Source organism: Pseudomonas sp. KB-10 (genome assembly GCF_018221585.1).
Classification (GTDB): Bacteria; Pseudomonadota; Gammaproteobacteria; order Pseudomonadales; family Pseudomonadaceae; genus Aquipseudomonas; species Aquipseudomonas yangonensis.
The window spans coordinates 107,900-124,652 of sequence record NZ_QYYB01000002.1 but is presented as its reverse complement, the minus strand read 5'-3'; the positions used below and the strand labels follow the sequence as shown (position 1 = coordinate 124,652).

Annotated in this window: 20 protein-coding genes; 15 read left to right on the top strand and 5 right to left on the bottom strand. The window is 63.6% G+C overall.

Translation table 11 applies throughout. The features are described from left to right. The first annotated feature begins 37 nt into the window (after window positions 1–37). From DXK50_RS05575 to DXK50_RS05560, 4 genes are all read left to right on the top strand, one after another. Window positions 38–826, top strand: a complete 789-nt coding sequence (locus DXK50_RS05575) for a ParA family protein (RefSeq protein ID WP_161865597.1) — start codon at window positions 38–40, stop codon at window positions 824–826. An 86-nt stretch (window positions 827–912) separates the two neighbouring features. Continuing rightward, complete coding sequence (locus DXK50_RS05570; protein ID WP_212629641.1) at window positions 913–1,719, top strand: CheW domain-containing protein; 807 nt, start codon at window positions 913–915, stop codon at window positions 1,717–1,719. A gap of 95 nt (window positions 1,720–1,814) precedes the next feature. After that, the gene (locus DXK50_RS05565) at window positions 1,815–2,294 is read left to right on the top strand and encodes a chemotaxis protein CheW (RefSeq protein WP_003243242.1); all 480 of its coding nucleotides are present in this window, start codon (window positions 1,815–1,817) and stop codon (window positions 2,292–2,294) included. Between the two features lie 3 nt (window positions 2,295–2,297). Next, complete coding sequence (locus DXK50_RS05560) at window positions 2,298–2,720, top strand: DUF2802 domain-containing protein (protein ID WP_013715007.1); 423 nt, start codon at window positions 2,298–2,300, stop codon at window positions 2,718–2,720. A 104-nt stretch (window positions 2,721–2,824) separates the two neighbouring features. Here DXK50_RS05560 and DXK50_RS05555 read toward each other — a convergent pair whose 3' ends face one another. Beyond that, complete coding sequence (locus tag DXK50_RS05555; RefSeq protein WP_161865600.1) at window positions 2,825–3,166, bottom strand: EscU/YscU/HrcU family type III secretion system export apparatus switch protein; 342 nt, start codon at window positions 3,164–3,166, stop codon at window positions 2,825–2,827. Beyond that, on the bottom strand, window positions 3,163–4,692 hold the full coding sequence (gene fliK, locus DXK50_RS05550; RefSeq protein ID WP_212629640.1) for a flagellar hook-length control protein FliK: 1,530 nt from the start codon (window positions 4,690–4,692) through the stop codon (window positions 3,163–3,165). The genes DXK50_RS05555 and fliK overlap by 4 nt, the downstream gene beginning before the upstream one ends. 227 nt (window positions 4,693–4,919) lie before the next feature. Between fliK and ccmA the strand changes: the two genes are divergently transcribed. From ccmA to DXK50_RS05500, 10 genes are all read left to right on the top strand, one after another. Continuing rightward, window positions 4,920–5,564 (top strand): cytochrome c biogenesis heme-transporting ATPase CcmA, encoded by a 645-nt coding sequence (ccmA, locus tag DXK50_RS05545; RefSeq protein WP_212629639.1) that lies wholly within the window; start codon window positions 4,920–4,922, stop codon window positions 5,562–5,564. Next, the gene (ccmB, locus tag DXK50_RS05540) at window positions 5,561–6,232 is read left to right on the top strand and encodes a heme exporter protein CcmB (protein WP_013715011.1); all 672 of its coding nucleotides are present in this window, start codon (window positions 5,561–5,563) and stop codon (window positions 6,230–6,232) included. Before ccmA ends, ccmB begins: the two co-directional genes overlap by 4 nt. A gap of 59 nt (window positions 6,233–6,291) precedes the next feature. Further along, a complete protein-coding gene (locus tag DXK50_RS05535) occupies window positions 6,292–7,047 on the top strand; it encodes a heme ABC transporter permease (protein WP_212629638.1) in 756 nt (251 codons plus the stop codon). After that, window positions 7,044–7,220 (top strand): heme exporter protein CcmD, encoded by a 177-nt coding sequence (ccmD, locus tag DXK50_RS05530; protein ID WP_013715013.1) that lies wholly within the window; start codon window positions 7,044–7,046, stop codon window positions 7,218–7,220. The genes DXK50_RS05535 and ccmD overlap by 4 nt, the downstream gene beginning before the upstream one ends. Next, window positions 7,217–7,708, top strand: a complete 492-nt coding sequence (gene ccmE, locus DXK50_RS05525; RefSeq protein WP_161865604.1) for a cytochrome c maturation protein CcmE — start codon at window positions 7,217–7,219, stop codon at window positions 7,706–7,708. The genes ccmD and ccmE overlap by 4 nt, the downstream gene beginning before the upstream one ends. Then, entirely contained in the window at window positions 7,705–9,678 is a 1,974-nt protein-coding gene (locus DXK50_RS05520) for a heme lyase CcmF/NrfE family subunit (RefSeq protein WP_212629637.1), read from the top strand. Before ccmE ends, DXK50_RS05520 begins: the two co-directional genes overlap by 4 nt. After that, window positions 9,675–10,217 (top strand): DsbE family thiol:disulfide interchange protein, encoded by a 543-nt coding sequence (locus tag DXK50_RS05515; RefSeq protein WP_212629636.1) that lies wholly within the window; start codon window positions 9,675–9,677, stop codon window positions 10,215–10,217. Before DXK50_RS05520 ends, DXK50_RS05515 begins: the two co-directional genes overlap by 4 nt. 158 nt (window positions 10,218–10,375) lie before the next feature. Next, the gene (locus DXK50_RS05510; protein WP_161865607.1) at window positions 10,376–10,849 is read left to right on the top strand and encodes a cytochrome c-type biogenesis protein; all 474 of its coding nucleotides are present in this window, start codon (window positions 10,376–10,378) and stop codon (window positions 10,847–10,849) included. Continuing rightward, window positions 10,846–12,057 (top strand): c-type cytochrome biogenesis protein CcmI, encoded by a 1,212-nt coding sequence (ccmI, locus tag DXK50_RS05505; RefSeq protein WP_212629635.1) that lies wholly within the window; start codon window positions 10,846–10,848, stop codon window positions 12,055–12,057. The genes DXK50_RS05510 and ccmI overlap by 4 nt, the downstream gene beginning before the upstream one ends. After that, window positions 12,054–12,419 carry a hypothetical protein gene (locus DXK50_RS05500; RefSeq protein ID WP_212629634.1) on the top strand — a complete coding sequence of 122 codons (366 nt, stop codon included), beginning with the start codon at window positions 12,054–12,056 and terminating at the stop codon, window positions 12,417–12,419. The genes ccmI and DXK50_RS05500 overlap by 4 nt, the downstream gene beginning before the upstream one ends. A 97-nt stretch (window positions 12,420–12,516) precedes the next feature. On the opposite strand, the gene DXK50_RS05495 is transcribed toward DXK50_RS05500, so the two are convergent. Beyond that, on the bottom strand, window positions 12,517–13,974 hold the full coding sequence (locus DXK50_RS05495) for an SLC13 family permease (RefSeq protein ID WP_212629633.1): 1,458 nt from the start codon (window positions 13,972–13,974) through the stop codon (window positions 12,517–12,519). 84 nt (window positions 13,975–14,058) lie between these two features. Next, the gene (locus tag DXK50_RS05490) at window positions 14,059–14,925 is read right to left on the bottom strand and encodes an ion transporter (RefSeq protein WP_212629632.1); all 867 of its coding nucleotides are present in this window, start codon (window positions 14,923–14,925) and stop codon (window positions 14,059–14,061) included. Window positions 14,926–15,078: 153 nt separating this feature from the next. Between DXK50_RS05490 and DXK50_RS05485 the strand changes: the two genes are divergently transcribed. Next, window positions 15,079–15,984 carry a sterol desaturase family protein gene (locus DXK50_RS05485; RefSeq protein ID WP_212629631.1) on the top strand — a complete coding sequence of 302 codons (906 nt, stop codon included), beginning with the start codon at window positions 15,079–15,081 and terminating at the stop codon, window positions 15,982–15,984. On the opposite strand, the gene DXK50_RS25275 is transcribed toward DXK50_RS05485, so the two are convergent. Then, the gene (locus DXK50_RS25275; protein ID WP_349292090.1) at window positions 15,967–16,284 is read right to left on the bottom strand and encodes a helix-turn-helix domain-containing protein; all 318 of its coding nucleotides are present in this window, start codon (window positions 16,282–16,284) and stop codon (window positions 15,967–15,969) included. The two genes, DXK50_RS05485 and DXK50_RS25275, sit on opposite strands and share 18 nt — an antisense overlap. Window positions 16,285–16,753: the final 469 nt, after the last annotated feature.

Sequence of the window (16,753 nt, the reverse complement as noted above, 5' to 3'; positions counted from 1 at the left end):
TCGGCCTGAGCGCCTCTTGCCGGGAGGATGAGAGAAGATGAAAGTCTGGGCAGTAGCCAATCAGAAGGGTGGGGTCGGCAAGACCACCACCTCCATCGCGCTGGCGGGCCTGTTGGCCGATGCCGGCAAGCGCGTGATCGTCGTCGATCTCGACCCGCATGGGTCGATGACCAGTTATTTCGGTCATGATCCCGATACGCTGGAGCACAGTTGCTTCGATCTGTTCCTGCATCAGGGCAATGTGCCGCAAGGGTTGCCCAAGCAGCTTTTGCACAGCACCAGCCACGAGAATATCTCACTGCTGCCGTCGAGCACCGCGCTGGCCACGCTCGAACGCCAGTCGCCGGGGCAGAGTGGCCTTGGCCTGGTGATCGCCAAGAGCCTGGCGCAGCTGTGGGAGGATTTCGATCACGCGATCATCGACAGCCCGCCATTGCTCGGCGTATTGATGGTCAACGCCCTGGCGGCCAGCCAGCAGCTGGCGATACCGGTGCAAACCGAATTTCTCGCGGTCAAGGGCCTGGAGCGCATGATCACCACGCTGGCGATGATCAATCGCTCGCGCAAGCAGGCGCTGCCCTACACCATCGTGCCGACCCTTTTCGATCGTCGGACCCAGGCGTCCATGAGTACCCTGCGTGTGCTGCGCAACACCTATCCGGAACACCTGTGGCCGGCCTATATCCCGGTCGATACGCGTTTGCGCGATGCCAGCCGGGCGGGGCGCACGCCGTCGCAGTTCGATGCCAATAGTCGCGGCGTGATCGCCTACCGGGCGCTGCTCAAGCATCTGCTGAGCCATCAGCCGGCGGCGCAGGTGGCTTGAAATGTATGACTGTGTTGAACTTGGGTGCTCAAGTCGGAGCATGCTGCGGCCGATAGGCTGTAAAGATCTTATCTCGGGTTCCTGTCATGAGTCGTAACCTCGCCACCGCTACACGTTCCCAGTTGGCCCTGCAGTCCTACCTCGACGGATTGTTGCAGGAAGCCGCTGCCGAGCTGGAGATGTCCGTCAGCCTGGACGAATTCGAGGCCGCGGTGCTCGAGGAGCAGGTACGCGATGCCCGCCTGGTCGAATCGGTAGCACCAACTGTTGCTCCAGTCGCACTCGCGGCTGTGGTCGAGCCGCAGGTTCAGGCCCCCGTTGCGCCGGTAGAGTTGCTCGTGCCCGTACAGGCGCCGCCAGAGGTTGCGCCCCTTGTCGAACTGGCGCCGCAACCGGCTGCCTTGCTCGCCGATGGTCGTCCGGCCTGGGCCGAGGAACCCTTCGAGTGTCTGTTGTTCGACGTTGCGGGGCTGACCCTGGCGGTACCGCTGATCTGCCTGGGCTCGATCTATCCGCTCGAAGGCCAGGAGCTGACGCCGCTGTTCGGTCAGCCGGATTGGTTCCTCGGCATCCTGCCGAGTCAGGCAGGCAACCTGAAGGTGCTGGACACTGCGCGCTGGGTGATGCCCGATCGCTACCGCGAGGACTTCCGCGAAGGCCTGCAGTATGTGATTTCCGTGCAGGGTTACGAGTGGGGGCTGGCGGTGCATCAGGTCAGTCGCTCGATTCGCCTGGACCCCAGCGAGGTCAAATGGCGCAGTCAGCGTACCCAGCGGCCCTGGCTGGCCGGTACGGTGATCGAGCATATGTGTGCACTGCTCGACGTGGCGGCGCTGGCGGAATTGATCGCCAGCGGCGCGGCGAAACGCCTGAATGGCGGAAAAGTGCATTAAGAATTGGTGAGCCTGCGCCATCGGGCTCTATAGTTGATGACAAGCGGTTCGACCCGCACATGCCGCACTGAGCGGTTTTTGATGAGGCTAGGGACATGAAGAAAAGTTCTGCACAAGGTGCCGAAGATCCGATTCTGCAGTGGGTGACCTTTCGCCTGGACAACGAGACCTACGGCATCAATGTGATGCAGGTGCAGGAAGTCCTGCGCTACACCGAGATCGCCCCGGTACCGGGTGCGCCGAGCTATGTGCTTGGCATCATCAACCTGCGTGGCAACGTGGTGACCGTGATCGATACTCGCCAGCGTTTCGGTCTGGGTTCGGCGCCGGTGACCGACAACACCCGTATCGTCATCATCGAAGCGGACAAGCAAGTGGTCGGCATCCTGGTCGACAGCGTGGCCGAAGTGGTCTACCTGCGTCAGTCCGAGATCGAGACCGCACCGAACGTCGGTAACGACGAGTCGGCCAAGTTCATCCAGGGCGTGTGCAACAAGAACGGCGAACTGCTGATCCTGGTCGAGCTGGACAAGATGATGTCCGAGGAAGAGTGGTCGGAGCTGGAGAGCATCTGAGCCATGTCCGAGTTTGCCATGCTCGCTGCGGCCCTGGCCTTCGTGGCCTTGCTATGCGTGGCACTGGGCATCGTCTGCAATGGCCTGTATCGCAACCAGCAGCGCCTGCTGGCCGAGCAGGCCAAGCGTGATGCCGCGCGCGATGCGCGGATCAAGGAGCTGAGCAAGCGCCTCGATACCTACCTGACCGGCAGCATCCGCATGGGCGAGGAGCTGCATGAGCTGCGCCGTGTGGTGGCGCCGCTGCCGGACAAGGTCAGCCAGATCGAGCAGCGCGACCCCAGCAGCCTGTCCTTCACCCAGGCGGCGCGCCTGGTAGGTATGGGGGCAAGCGTCGAGGACCTGACCCAGTCCTGTGGCCTGAGCAAGGCCGAGGCCGAGCTGATCAGTCGTCTGCACAAACCCAAGGCAGGGCAGGCGCAATAACACTCTGCGTTTGAGCGCATCGTCGATGCGTATCCGGGCAGGCGCTGCTGCCCGCGCAATTACCAGACTTGGTTTATTCGACGCCTCCGTAGGGCGGCAGTTGCTCAGCTCGCCGGCCCCTTGAGCTGGCGCAGTGGCGGCGTGACGTCGCGCTCCGCGTCCGCTTCGAAGCCGGGCGGGGTCTTGCCCTGCAGGTACCAGGCAAAGGCGATTATTTCGGCGATGCAGCGATACAGCGCTTCGGGAATTGCGTCGCCCAACTCCAGGCGCGCCAGCAGACGCACCAGCTCGGCATTCTCGTAGATCGGAACTTCGTACTCGCGGGCGATCGCGAGGATGGCTTCGGCCAGTTCGTCATCACCCTTGGCGCTGAGCACCGGCGCGTTTTGCCCGTCGTAGTTGAGGGCTATGGCCTGACGGGCTTCGGGCTGCGGCTTGCGGCTCATGCGGTTTCATCCACCCAGCGTTGTTCCAGTGAAGTCTTCGGCCCCTGGGGCGGCATGCCCTGGCTGCAGGCCAATTCACCGACTTCCAGTCCGGCGGCCTGCAGACGCTCACGCAGATGACCCAGTTCTGCATTGATCAGATGGGTGGTTTCGGCGCGTTCGGCCCACAGCTGGCTGGACAGGCTGCCGCGCAGCAGTTGCGCACGCACCTGCAACGGGCCGAGATGATCGAGTTCGAAGGCCAGTTCCACTCGCCAGAGCGTCTCCTTCTGCTCCGGTTTTTCCGTCTTGCCGCTGTCTTCGCGCTGCAATTTGACCTGCAGGGGAATCACTTCCTGCTGGTGGCGCATGGGCAGCTCCAGCTGCCAGGTGGTCAGCAGGTTGCCATTGGCGTCCACCTGGGTTTGCGCCAGGCTCGACAACTGGTGGGTCTGCAATCGCGAGACGGCCGCCGCGGCGAGCTTCAGCAGGGTTTCCAGATCGGCCTCGCCATCCATGTTCTGCAGCAGGCGCGAGGGCAGGGGAAAGGTCAGCGCCTGCTGCCGCGACGAGCCGGCTGCGTTGACGCCGAGCAGTTGCCGGGCCAGGTTGGGCAGATTCTGGTTGAGTGCGTTCTGCAGGCCGGCGAGGGTACCGGCACCACCAGGCAGCTGTGGCACCAGTTGGGCAATCAGGCGCAGCAGGTTGGCTTTCAGATCCTGCGCCAGTGCGCTGGTCTGGCCCTGCAACAGCTTGGCTTCGAGCAGTACGCCGCTGCCTTCCAGGGCCTGCGCCAGACCTTTGGCTGTGCTCAGCTGGGTACTGTCGGGCAGGGCACCGAGCAGCTTGTCGATGCTGCCGCGCAGCGCCTCATCGCCACCGCTCAGATTCTGCAGGCCCTTGAACAACCCCTCCAGCGAAGCCTGGCGATTTTGCTGGGCGGTCAGTTGCTGGCCCAGTACCAGTTGATCGAGACGGCCACTGAGCGGCAGGAAGGCAAGGCTCTGGCTGCTCTGGACCTGGGCGCTGAGCAGGCTGCCGAGCGGCAAGGCGAGCGGGCTGTCGAGCGCCAGCTGCTTGCCGGCGAGCGGCGTGTTGAGCAGATTGACCACCAGGCGATAGATCGTCTGCGCGCCTTGCGGCGGCAAAACGTCGCGGCTGACGACTTTGCCCTGGACCAGGGTGCCGGGCGGCAGTTGCTGCAGATCGAGGCTGGTCAGTGGCTTGTCGCCGCCTGCCTGCAGGGCCAGCGCCAGACGGGTGTCGGAAAGCGCAGTGACCACCAGGGCGCTGCCCTGAGCCAGCGGCCTGGGGCTTTCGGCTTGCAGAGTCGCCTGCTTGCCGCCTTCAAGGGTGAGTTTCAGCAGCAGCTGGAAACTCTGTGCCTGCTCGCGAACCGCCACCACTTCGGCCTTGGCGCTTTCGCCGGCTGCCAGCATGCCATCCAGCGGCTGCAGCAGGCGCACCGCCATGTCGGCAGCGGTCGCAGCGGTGCGAATCACCTGCGTGGAAGGAGGAAGCGGGCGTGGGCTGCTGATTTCGCTCATGGGCTTTGCTGAGGCTCCGTCCTATGCAGGTGCGGCAGGGGGCGCTGCGCACGGGGTTCGACTGCTGGTGCGTATGGCACACCCTACGCGATTAACACCCTGTCGAAAATGCTGACTGCGGGGACAGCGATGCGCCATGTATAATGCCGGCCCGCTGCGCACCACACTTCCGGCACGCGTCAGTATAGCGGCCGGAGCACCGTCGACTTTAGCCCTGCCAGGTATCGATGACCCGTCCTGTTCCTCTTCTCGAAGCCGTGGCGCTCAGCTGTGAGCGGGACTGGCGCATGCTTTTCGAGCAGCTGCATTTCGCCCTGCAGCCAGGCGACATGTTGCAGATCAGCGGTCCCAACGGCAGCGGCAAAACCAGCCTGCTGCGACTGATCGCCGGGCTGCGGCAGCCGACCTCCGGCGACATTCTCCTGCAGGGCCAGGCTCTGGCCGAGCAGCGCAGCGAACTGGCGCGCAATCTTCTATGGATAGGCCATGCAGCCGGGATCAAGGGGCTCTTGAGCGCCGAAGAGAACCTGGCCTGGCTTTGCGCGTTGCATCGCCCGGCCGGCCGCGACGCCATCTGGCAGGCGCTGGAAGCGGTCGGCCTGCGCGGTTTCGAGGACGTTCCCTGTCACACCCTGTCCGCCGGTCAGCAGCGCCGGGTGGCCCTGGCGCGCCTGTATCTGGAAGACACGCCGCCGTTGTGGGTGCTCGATGAGCCCTTCACCGCGCTGGACAAGAGCGGGGTGGCGCAACTCGAAGCGCACCTGGCCGGCCACTGTGAGCGCGGCGGCGTGGTGGTGCTGACCACCCACCACAGCCTGCAGCACAAGCCGGCCACCTATCGCGATCTGGATCTGGGGCAGTACGCGGCATGAGCAACGTTTTCACACAGCTGCTTTCACGCGAAATGCGTCTGCTCGCCCGCCGTCCGTCCGATCTGGCCAACCCCCTGGTTTTCTTCGCTATCGTCATCGCGCTGTTCCCGCTGGCGGTAGGGCCGGAAACGCAATTGTTGCAAACCCTTTCCCCTGGCTTGGTATGGGTGGCAGCGCTTTTGGCCGTGCTGCTCTCGCTGGACGGGCTTTTTCGCAGCGATTTCGAAGACGGCTCGCTGGAGCAGTGGGTCCTTTCGTCGCACCCCCTGCCTCTTCTGGTGTTGGCCAAGGTGCTGGCACACTGGCTTTTCAGCGGTCTCGCGCTGGTTTTGCTGGCGCCTGTGCTGGCGCTGATGCTCGGTCTGCCCGGGCGTTGCCTGCCGGTACTGCTGATTTCCCTGCTGCTCGGCACCCCGGTGTTGAGCCTGCTCGGTGCGGTGGGCGCGGCGCTTACCGTTGGTCTCAAGCGCGGCGGCCTGCTGCTGGCGCTGCTGATCCTGCCGCTGTACATCCCGGTGCTGATTCTTGGCAGCGGGGCGTTGCAGGCGGCCCTGCAAGGACTGCCGGCTACCGGTCACCTGTTGTGGCTGGCGAGCCTCACCGCTCTGGCGGTTACCCTGACACCTTTTGCGATAGCCGCCGGCCTGACCATCAGTGTCGGCGAATAAGAACGAACCGTGATACCTGACCGACAGCAGTCGAGCCAGGCCTGAATGATGAGTCGAGCATGAACTGGACGTGGTTTCACAAATGGGGTTCGCCCAAGTGGTTCTATGAGATGAGTGGCCGCTGGCTGCCCTGGCTCAGCATCGCTGCCGTATTGCTGACCGTCGCCGGCCTGGTCTGGGGCCTGGCCTTCGCGCCACCGGACTACCAGCAGGGCAACAGCTTTCGCATCATCTACATTCATGTTCCAGCCGCGTTCCTGGCTCAATCCATCTACGTGACGCTCGCCGTCGCCGGCCTGGTCGGCCTGGTCTGGAAAATGAAACTGGCCGATGTCGCCCTGCAGCAGGCCGCCCCCATCGGCGCCTGGATGACGGCCATCGCGCTGCTTACCGGCGCCATCTGGGGCAAGCCGACCTGGGGCACCTACTGGGTATGGGATGCGCGTCTGACCTCGATGCTGATCCTGCTGTTCCTCTATTTCGGCGTCATCGCACTGGGCAACGCCATCAGCAACCGCGACAGCGCCGCCAAGGCCTGTGCCGTGCTGGCCATCGTCGGTGTGATCAATATCCCGATCATCAAGTACTCGGTGGAGTGGTGGAACTCACTGCACCAGACCGCCACCTTCAAGGTCACCGAAAAACCCGCGATGCCGGTGGAAATGTGGCTGCCGCTGCTGCTGGCGGTACTGGGGTTCTACTGCTTCTTCGGCGCCGTGCTGCTGTACCGCATGCGTCTGGAAGTACTCAAGCGCGAATCGCGCAGCAGCTGGGTGAAAGCCGAAGTGCAGAACCTGGTGGAGGGCAAGGCATGAGCTTTTCGTCCTTTTCCGAATTCCTCGCCATGGGCACCCATGGCGCCTACGTCTGGAGCGCCTACGGCATCAGCCTGGCGATTCTGGCGTTGAATGTGGTGCTGCCGATCCTGGCTCGCCGCCGTTACCTGCAAGACGAGGCGCGCCGTTTGCGCCGGGAGAAGTCGAAGTGAATCCGGTTCGCAAGAAACGCCTGTACATCGTTCTGGCCATCCTCTGCGGCGTCAGCATCGCCGTCGCCCTGGCGCTGACCGCGCTGCAGGAGAATATCAACCTGTTCTACACCCCGAGCCAGATCGCCAACGGCGAGGCGCCAGTCGATACCCGCATTCGTGCCGGTGGTCTGGTGGAGGAGGGATCGGTGAAGCGTTCGGCCGATTCGCTGGAAGTGGACTTCGTCGTCACCGACGGCGCCCATGGCGTGACCATCCGCTACAGCGGCATCCTGCCGGACCTGTTCCGTGAAGGGCAGGGCATCGTTGCCCTGGGCCGCGTCAACGAAGAGGGCGTCCTGGTGGCCGACGAGGTACTGGCCAAACACGACGAGAACTACATGCCGCCTGAGGTCATGCAGGCGCTGGAAAAGAGCGGGATGATGCAAAAGCACGATGAGGCCAAAGCAGCCAAGCAAGGCGGCTACCAGCAGGAGAGCGCACAATGATCCCCGAGCTTGGCCATCTGGCGATGATCCTGGCGCTGTGCCTGTGCCTGGTACAGGCGACGCTGCCGCTGGTCGGTGCCTGGCGTGGTGACCACCAGTGGATGAGCCTGGCGCAGCCGGCCGCCTGGGGTCAGTTCGCCTTCCTGTTGTTCTCCTTCCTGTGCCTGACTTACGCCTTCATGGTCGACGACTTCTCCGTCGCCTACGTGGCCAACAACTCCAACAGCGCGTTGCCCTGGTACTACAAGTTCAGCGCGGTATGGGGCGCTCACGAAGGCTCTCTGCTGCTGTGGGCCTTGATCCTGGCCGGCTGGACCTTCGCCGTGGCGATCTTCTCGCGCCACCTGCCGGAAGAGATGCTCGCCCGCGTGCTGGCGGTGATGGGCATGATCAGCGTCGGCTTCCTGCTGTTTCTGATCGTCACCTCCAACCCATTCGAACGTCTGCTGCCGAACTCGCCGGCCGATGGCCGCGACCTCAACCCGTTGCTGCAGGACTTCGGCCTGATCGTGCATCCGCCGATGCTGTACATGGGCTATGTCGGCTTCTCGGTGGCCTTCGCCTTCGCCATCGCCGCGCTGCTCGGCGGCAAGCTGGACGCCGCCTGGGCGCGCTGGTCGCGTCCCTGGACCATCGTCGCCTGGGCCTTCCTCGGCATCGGTATCGCGCTCGGTTCCTGGTGGGCCTACTACGAGCTGGGCTGGGGCGGCTGGTGGTTCTGGGACCCGGTGGAGAACGCCTCGTTCATGCCCTGGCTGGTGGGCACGGCGCTGATCCACTCACTGGCCGTGACCGAAAAGCGCGGTGTGTTCAAGAGCTGGACGGTGCTGCTGGCCATCGCCGCGTTTTCCCTCAGCCTGCTGGGGACCTTCCTGGTGCGTTCCGGCGTGCTGACCTCGGTGCATGCCTTTGCCACCGACCCCGAGCGCGGCGTGTTCATCCTTGCCTTCCTGCTGGTGGTGGTCGGCGGTTCGCTGGCGCTGTTCGCCGTGCGCGCACCGGTGGTCAAGAGCCAGGTCGGCTTTGGCCTGTGGTCGCGTGAGACCCTGCTGCTGGTCAACAACATCGTGCTGGTGGTGTCGGCTGCGATGATCCTGCTTGGCACCCTCTACCCGCTGGTGCTCGATGCCCTGACCGGCGCCAAGCTGTCGGTCGGCCCGCCTTACTTCAACGCGCTGTTCCTGCCGCTGATGGCGCTGCTGATGGCGGTGATCAGCGTCGGCGTGCTGGTGCGCTGGAAGGACACCCCGCTGAAATGGCTGGGCAGCATGCTGACGCCGGTGCTGGTCGCCAGCGTGGTGCTGGCGGTGGCCGCGACCTTCCTGCATGCTGATTTCCACTGGGCGGTGCTGGCCGTCTGCCTGCTGGCGTTCTGGGTAATCCTCGGCGGCGTGCGCGACATTCTCGACAAGACGCGCCACAAAGGCCTGATCAAGGGCCTGCCGAGTCTCGGTCGCAGCTACTGGGGCATGCAGATGGCGCACCTGGGGTTCGCCGTGTGTGCCCTGGGCGTGGTGCTGACCAGCCTGGGCAGCTATGAGCGCGACCTGCGCATGGCGCCGGGTGATTCGGTGGAGCTGGCGGGCTATCGCTTCCAGTTCGACGGCGCCGTGCATCACGAAGGCCCCAACTTCATCTCAGACAAGGGCACGGTGCGTGTCTTCGATGGTGAGCGGCAGATCAAGGTGCTGCACCCGGAGAAGCGCCTGTACACCGTGCAGCAGTCGACCATGACCGAGGCGGGCATCGATGCCGGTTTCACTCGCGATCTGTTCGTCGCCCTGGGTGAGCCGCTGGAGCAGGGCGCCTGGGCCGTGCGCATTCACATCAAACCCTTCGTGCGCTGGATCTGGCTCGGCGGCCTGTTGATGGCCTTCGGCGGCTTCCTCGCTGCGGCCGACAAGCGCTACCGGATCAAGGTCCGCACCCGTGTGCGCGACGCCCTGGGCTTGCAGGAGGCCAGCGTATGAGACGTTTGCTGCTGCTGTTGCCGCTGCTGGCATTTCTGGCGATTGCCGTATTTCTCTACCGCGGTCTGTTTCTCGATCCGTCCGAGCTGCCCTCGGCGCTGATCGGCAAGCCGTTCCCGGCTTTCAGCCTGCCAGCGCTGGACAATCCCGAGCGCACCCTGAGCGCGGACGACCTCAAGGGCAGGCCTGCGCTGGTCAACGTCTGGGCCACCTGGTGCCCGGCCTGCCGGCACGAGCATCCGGTGCTGAACAAGCTGGCCGAGGCCGGTGTGGTCATTCACGGCATCAACTACAAGGATCAGCGCGAGCCGGCGCAGAAGTGGCTGCGTGACCTGCACAACCCCTACCAGCTCAATATCGAGGATGCCAAGGGCAGCCTGGGGCTGGACCTGGGGGTGTACGGCGCGCCGGAGACTTTCTTCATCGACGCCAAGGGCATCATTCGCCACAAGTACGTCGGGGCCATCGACGAGCGAATCTGGCGCGAAAAACTGGCGCCGATCTATCAAGAACTGGTCGACGAGGCACAGGCACCATGAAAACTACTGCGCTCGATCATGCTGCGTTGAAAACAGGCTGGAGCGCCAGCCCGGTCAAATGCTCATTTACAACTTGTAAACTCCGCTTCTTCGCCTGCTTTCGCCTTGCCTGCTCTTCGCTCGCGACGTTTTCATGGCGCCTGCCTAAACGTTTGCTGATGTCCGCCGGTCTGGCGCTGGGCCTGTTGGCCAGCGCCCATGCCGCCATCGATACCTTCGAGTTCGCCAGCGAGGCTGAGCGCCAGCGCTATCGCAACCTGATCGAAGAGCTGCGTTGCCCGAAATGCCAGAACCAGAACATCGCCGACTCCGATGCGCCGATCGCCATGGACCTGCGTGGCGAAATCTATCGCATGCTCGAAGAGGGCAAGAGCAACGAGGAGATCATCGACTTTCTGGTTTCCCGCTACGGCGACTTCGTGCTCTACAAGCCACCACTGACCAGCCGCACGCTGTTGCTCTGGTACGGTCCGGCCGGCCTGCTGCTGATAGGTTTCGGCGTGCTTGGGGTGATCGTCCTGCGCCGCCGTGGCCAGCAGAAGGATCGCTCCGCCGCTGGCCTCTCCCTTGATGAGCAGGCGCGCCTCGACGCGCTGCTCGCCCAAGCCTCTCAGGACAAGAAAGACCAATGATCGATTTCTGGTTGCCCGCCGGGCTGCTTTTGCTGACTGCCCTGGCGTTTCTGCTGATTCCGGTACTGCGCATTCGCAAGCTGCAGGCCGAAGAAGACCGTACCGCACTCAACGTCACCCTCTATCAGGAACGCCTGCAGGAGCTGGAAGCCCAGCGCCAGGCCGGTGTGCTCGATGATGCGCAGATGCAGGCCGGTCGCGCCGAAGCGGCGCGCGAGTTGCTCGACGATACCGAAGGCGTACAGCGCCGCAGCGGTGTGCTCGGCGGCAAGATCCCGCTGGTCTCGGCGTTGCTGGTGCCGGTGCTCGGCGTGGCCCTGTACCTGCACTGGGGCGCTCTCGATCAGGTCGAGCAGACCCGTCAGCTGGCGACCATGCAGCCGCAGAGCATCGAGGAAATGACCGCGCGCCTGGAGCAGACCGTCAAGCAGCAGCCGGACTCCGCCGAAGGCTGGTACTTCCTTGGCCGTACCTATATGGCGCAGGAGCGTGCCGGCGACGCCGCCAAGGCCTTCGAGCGCGCCGTGGAGATCGCCGGGCGTGCCCCGGAACTGCTCGGCCAGTGGGCGCAGGCGCTGTATTTCGCCGAAGGCAAACAGTGGAACGAGCAATTGCAGGGGCTCACCGACGAGGCGTTGAAGGCCGATCCAGAAGAGGTCACCAGCTTGGGGCTACTCGGCATCGCGGCCTATGAAAGTCAGCGCTATGCTGATGCAGTGCGCTATTGGGAGCGTCTGGTCGCCGTGCTGCCGGAGCAGGACCCGTCCCGCACGGCCATCGCCGGCGGTGTCGAACGCGCCCGGCAGCAGATGGGTGAGGGCGAGCAGCCCAGCGCTGCCGCTGAGCCGAGCGCCAAGGTGCATGCGCTGGAAGTCAGCGTGTCGCTGTCGCCCGAGGTGCAGCAGAAGGTGCAGCCGGACGATGCCGTGTTCGTCTTCGCCCGTGCACTCAGCGGCCCGCCGATGCCGTTGGCGGCCAAACGCCTGAAGGTTTCCGATCTGCCGGTGCAGATCAGTCTCTCGGATGTGGATGCAATGATGCCGGAACTGAAAATGTCGCAATTCGACCAGGTGCAACTGGTGGCGCGCGTTTCCCGCGCGGGTAACGCCACTCAGGGCGAGTGGGTCGGCCAGACCGGCCCCGTTGCCAATACCGCTCGTGACGTGCAGACGCTGCTGATCGACAGCCGCGACGGGCAGGCCCAGTGAAGCGCCTGGCGCTGGCCTGCGCGCTCGGGCTTGGCTTGAGTGGCTGCGTATTGCAGCAGCCCAGCGCCCCGGTCGGGGGGCTGCCACCGGTGCAGCAACCCGGTACGCCCGCTGGCAAGTTGCCGCCTGTCCAGCAACCCTCGCACCCGCGTTATGCGCCGCCGCCCGGGGTGAAAAGCCACTGGAATCCGGCCTTGGGCGTGTACGTGGTCGAAGGAGCGCGCGATCTCTACTATCGCGAACGCGTCTTCTACCGCTGGGACGGCGGCTGGAGCTGGTCGCCGCAAGCTGGCGGGCCGTGGAAGGAAACCGACAGCTCGGGCATTCCACCGGGGCTGTTCCGGCAGTATCAGAATCGCTGATCTCCGGGGCGGGTAAAGCCTACATGAGCTTGGCGAGTCGCCCTGCACAAATGAAAACGGCGCCCGAAGGCGCCGTTTTTGTGGCTGCGATCCAGGCTCAATGCGCCCAGATCAGGCCCACCAGCAGGTAGCTGATCAGCGTCACCAGCACTACGCCGAACAGATTGAGGGCGAAGCCCGCCCTGATCATCGACTGTATCTTCATATGCCCGGTGCCGAACACGATGGCATTGGGCGGCGTCGCCACCGGCATCATGAAGGCGCAGCTGGCAGCGATGGCGGCAGGAATGGCCAGCAGTTCGGCCGGCATGCCCTGCGACACCGCCAGAGCCCCCAGCAGCGGCAGGAAGGCGGCCGCGGTAGCGGTGTTGGAGGTGACTTCGGTGAGGAAGATGATCACCAGCACCACCACGCCGATCATCGCGACTACCGGCAGCGCGCCCAGGGCACCGAGGCTTTGTGCGATCCACTCGGCCAGGCCGGTGCTGCGAATCACCCCGGCCAGCGACAGGCCGCCGCCGAACAGCAGCAGTACACCCCAGGGCAGCTTGCTGGCGCTTTCCCAGTCCATCAGGAACACCCGCTGTTTGGTATCCACGGGGATGATGAACAGCGCCAGCGCTGCAGCGATGGCGATGCTGGTGTCGTTGACGCCCGATACCCAGCCGGCGATCAGTGGCTGGAACACCCAGGCCAGCGCGGTGATCACGAATACCAGCGCCACCAGTTTTTCGCCGCGGCTCAGTGGACCGAGCGCGGCCAATTCGCTGCGGATCAGTTGCGTGCTGTCATGCCCGGCCAGGTTGAAACCGCCGCGGGTCAGCCACCACCAGATGATCGCCAGCATGATTACCGCCACCGGCACGCCCAGTAGCATCCACTGGCCGAAACCGATCTGTACGTCATAGTTGTCGGCGAGGAAGGCCGCCAGCAGGGCATTGGGCGGCGTGCCGATCAGTGTGGCGATGCCACCGACGCTGGCAGCGTAGGCGATCGCCAGCAGCAGGGCGGTGGCGAAGCGTTCACGGTCGGCATCACCCGCGCTCTTCTCGCCGGTAAGCATACCGATTACGGAAAGACCGATGGGCAGCATCATGATGGTGGTGGCGGTGTTGCTCACCCACATGCTGAGAAAGGCGGTGGCCATCATGAAACCGGCAATCTGCTTGCTTGGCTTGCTGCCCATGGCCAGCAGCGTCATCAGGGCGATGCGCTTGTGCAAATTCCAGCGTTCCATGGCCAGGCCCAGGACGAAACCACCGAGGAACAGGTAGATGGTCGGGTTGGCGTAAGGCGCGGTGGCGGCATTGAGGCTGTCGATGCCCAGCGCCGGGATCAGCAGGATCGGCAGCAGCGAGGTGGCCGGAATCGGAATGGCCTCGGTCGACCACCAGCTGGCCATCAGCAGGGTCAGGCCGATGGTGGCCCAGGCGGCGCTGGACAGGCTGCCCGGCGGCTCCGTGACCAGGCAAACGAGCAGTAACAATGGGCCTAGAATCAGGCCAATCCAGGCGGCCTTGGCTGGCGCCGTGGATTCATTGGTGGTAACGGCCATCGCGCGCTTCCTTCAGCTAAAAAAGTCGGGCTTTATAGCCCACAGGGCGACTTTATGACCACGCGATGGCCGTTCGGTTTTGCTTCAGTCTGTTTCAGGTGAGCTCCGCGATGGCGCGGTGGGCTCGGCCTGCCGACGGAACAACGGCCCGCCACAGCGACTGCAGAACGCCGCGCTGTATTCGTGGCGGTTCTTCCGGCAATGCGGACAATCGTGTTCCATCAGCCCGTCCTGGCGCATGGCGTTGGCCAGTTCGGCGGTGAAGATGCCGGTCGGCACCGCGATGATCGAATAACCTGTGATCATCACCATGGTCGCCAGCATCTGACCGATGGGCGTTTGCGGCGTGATGTCACCGAAGCCCACGGTGGTCAGCGTCACCACCGCCCAGTAGATGCTGATCGGTATGCTGGTGAAGCCGTTGGCGGGGCCTTCGATCACGTACATCAGCGCGCCATAGACCGTGACCAGGGTCGAGACGCTGACCAGAAAGACGATGATCTTCTGCTTGCTGCCGCGCAGCGCCACCAGCAGGAAATTCGCCTGGGACAGATACTGGCGCAGCTTGAGCACGCGGAAGACGCGGATCAGGCGTATGGCGCGAACGATCATCAGGTACTGCGCATCGGCGAACATCAGCGCGAGGATGGCAGGCAGTACCGCCAGCAGATCCACCAGACCGAAGAAACTGAAGGCATAGCGCATGGGCTTGGGCGATATATACAGACGCAAGCCGTACTCGATCGCGAAAAGCACGGTGAAGAACCATTCCAGCGCCTTGAATACCTCGGCGTACTGGTTATGGAAGTGCTCGACGCTGTCGAGCATCACCACCACCAGGCTGGCGAGAATGGTCACCAGCAGCCAGTTGTCGAAGCGCTGAGCCGCGGGCGTGCTGGTCTCGAAGATGATGATGTAGAGGCGCTGACGCCAGGTCTGGCGTTTTTCCACGGCGTGACTCTCCTAATGATGCGAGGGCCAAGCCTAGGCAGGAGAGGGCCGAGCAGGCAATAGGCACGGGTTGGTAATGCGTGCGCGGTTTGTTCAAGCGCTGAGTGCCCGCGAGTCTTCAGGCTGTGTGCTCCTTTCACCATGGAGAGTCACATGCACCTGTTTTTCTTCCGCTATCTTTACGCTCCCTGCTTCAGCCTGGGGTTCACGGGGCTGTCGGTTTGGCTGGTAGGCCATTGGCCGATGGGCCTGTGGTGCCTGCCGGTGCTACTTTTGCTTGCCATCGGTCTGTCCATGTTGGCAGAGGCGTTGGCCCCCTATGAGCGCCAGTGGAACCTCAATCATGGCGACATTGGCCGTGACCGATTGCACGCGCTGGTTAATGAGGCCCTCAACTGCGTGGGCATCTTGAGCATCCCACTATTCGCCAGGTTGCTGCCGGACAATACGCTTTGGCCTCACACCTTGCCGTTATGGTTGCAGGTGCTGATTGCCATCGTCGTGGCCGACCTGGGCATTACCTTGATGCACTGGCTCAGCCACCGTAGCGCCTTGCTTTGGCGATTGCACGCCGTACACCACAGCGTGCGCCGCATGTACGGGCTTAACGGCCTGATGAAACACCCACTGCATCAGGGGCTGGAGGCGCTGGCTGGAACTCTGCCGTTGCTGCTGGCGGGAATGCCGGTGACGGTGGCGGCACTACTGGCTTTTGCCATCGCGATTCAGTTATTGCTGCAGCACAGTAACGTAGACATGCGCATCGGCGCGTTACGCCACCTGATTGCTTGGGCACCCGTGCATCGTTTTCATCACCTACGCTATGGGCGTGCGGGGGACGTGAACTTCGCACTGTTCTTCTGTCTCTGGGACCGCCTGCTTGGTACCGCTTTTGACTCACCCTACAAGGTTGGCAGCAAGGACTTGGGTATCGGTAGCCAGCCGGAATACCCCGATGGCTACTTGGCTCAACTGCTTGAGCCATTCGTCTGTCGGGCGCGATCTGAGCGATCACCTGCGCCGCCTGCCGAGCTGAGAGGTTCAGTCGAGCAGTTGTAGCTGCAGTTGTCGCAGGGTCTGGCCCTGGATGCCGAACATGCCACGTAGCGTGCGTGAAAAGTGTGCCAGGTCGGCGAAATTCGCCGCGTGCGCTGCTTCGGTGAGATTGCTGCCGCGCAGCACCAGGCTCAGGGCCAGCCGCAGGCGGCGCCAGAGTATCAGTTTGCGCACCGGCAGGCCGACCTGATGGCCAAACAGCCGCTCCAGCTGGCTCAAAGAGATATGGGCGCGGCTGGCTAGTGCGTTGGCGTCGATACGCTCCAGTAGCAACGCATCGATAGTCTGCAGGGTTTGCTGCACACGCCCATCCAGTGCTGGACGTGACCAATGACGAAGCTGCGCAAGAACTGCCTGTGGCTCGCACGGCGCTTTGGCTAGCCATGCCTGCAGTGTTTGCAGGTGAAACGCCTGTGGCTCGAGGTATAGAGCCAGCAGTGGTTGGCCCGCTTCGCAGAAAGCATGTTGCTGCAGCGAGGGTACTACTAGGCGCGAGCCTTGGTATGACTTTCCGGCAATCTTCATCCCCAGCTCGCCCTTGTCGACCAACAGGATTTGGTGAGCGTAATGGGCGTGCGGACGGGTATCCCCAGACTGCCCTTCGAACAGGCAGTGATCAGTCGCTAGCCAGAGCCGGCCATTCCAGGGCTGCTGCATGGCAGTACTTGGTTGCATGAGGCGATGCTCAGAAGCCCGGCACGGAGAGCGTGCTCGGGGTTAGGGTGAAGACTTTCATTAAGGTGCTTCGGAATGTGCGGAAAACCAGCTTAGC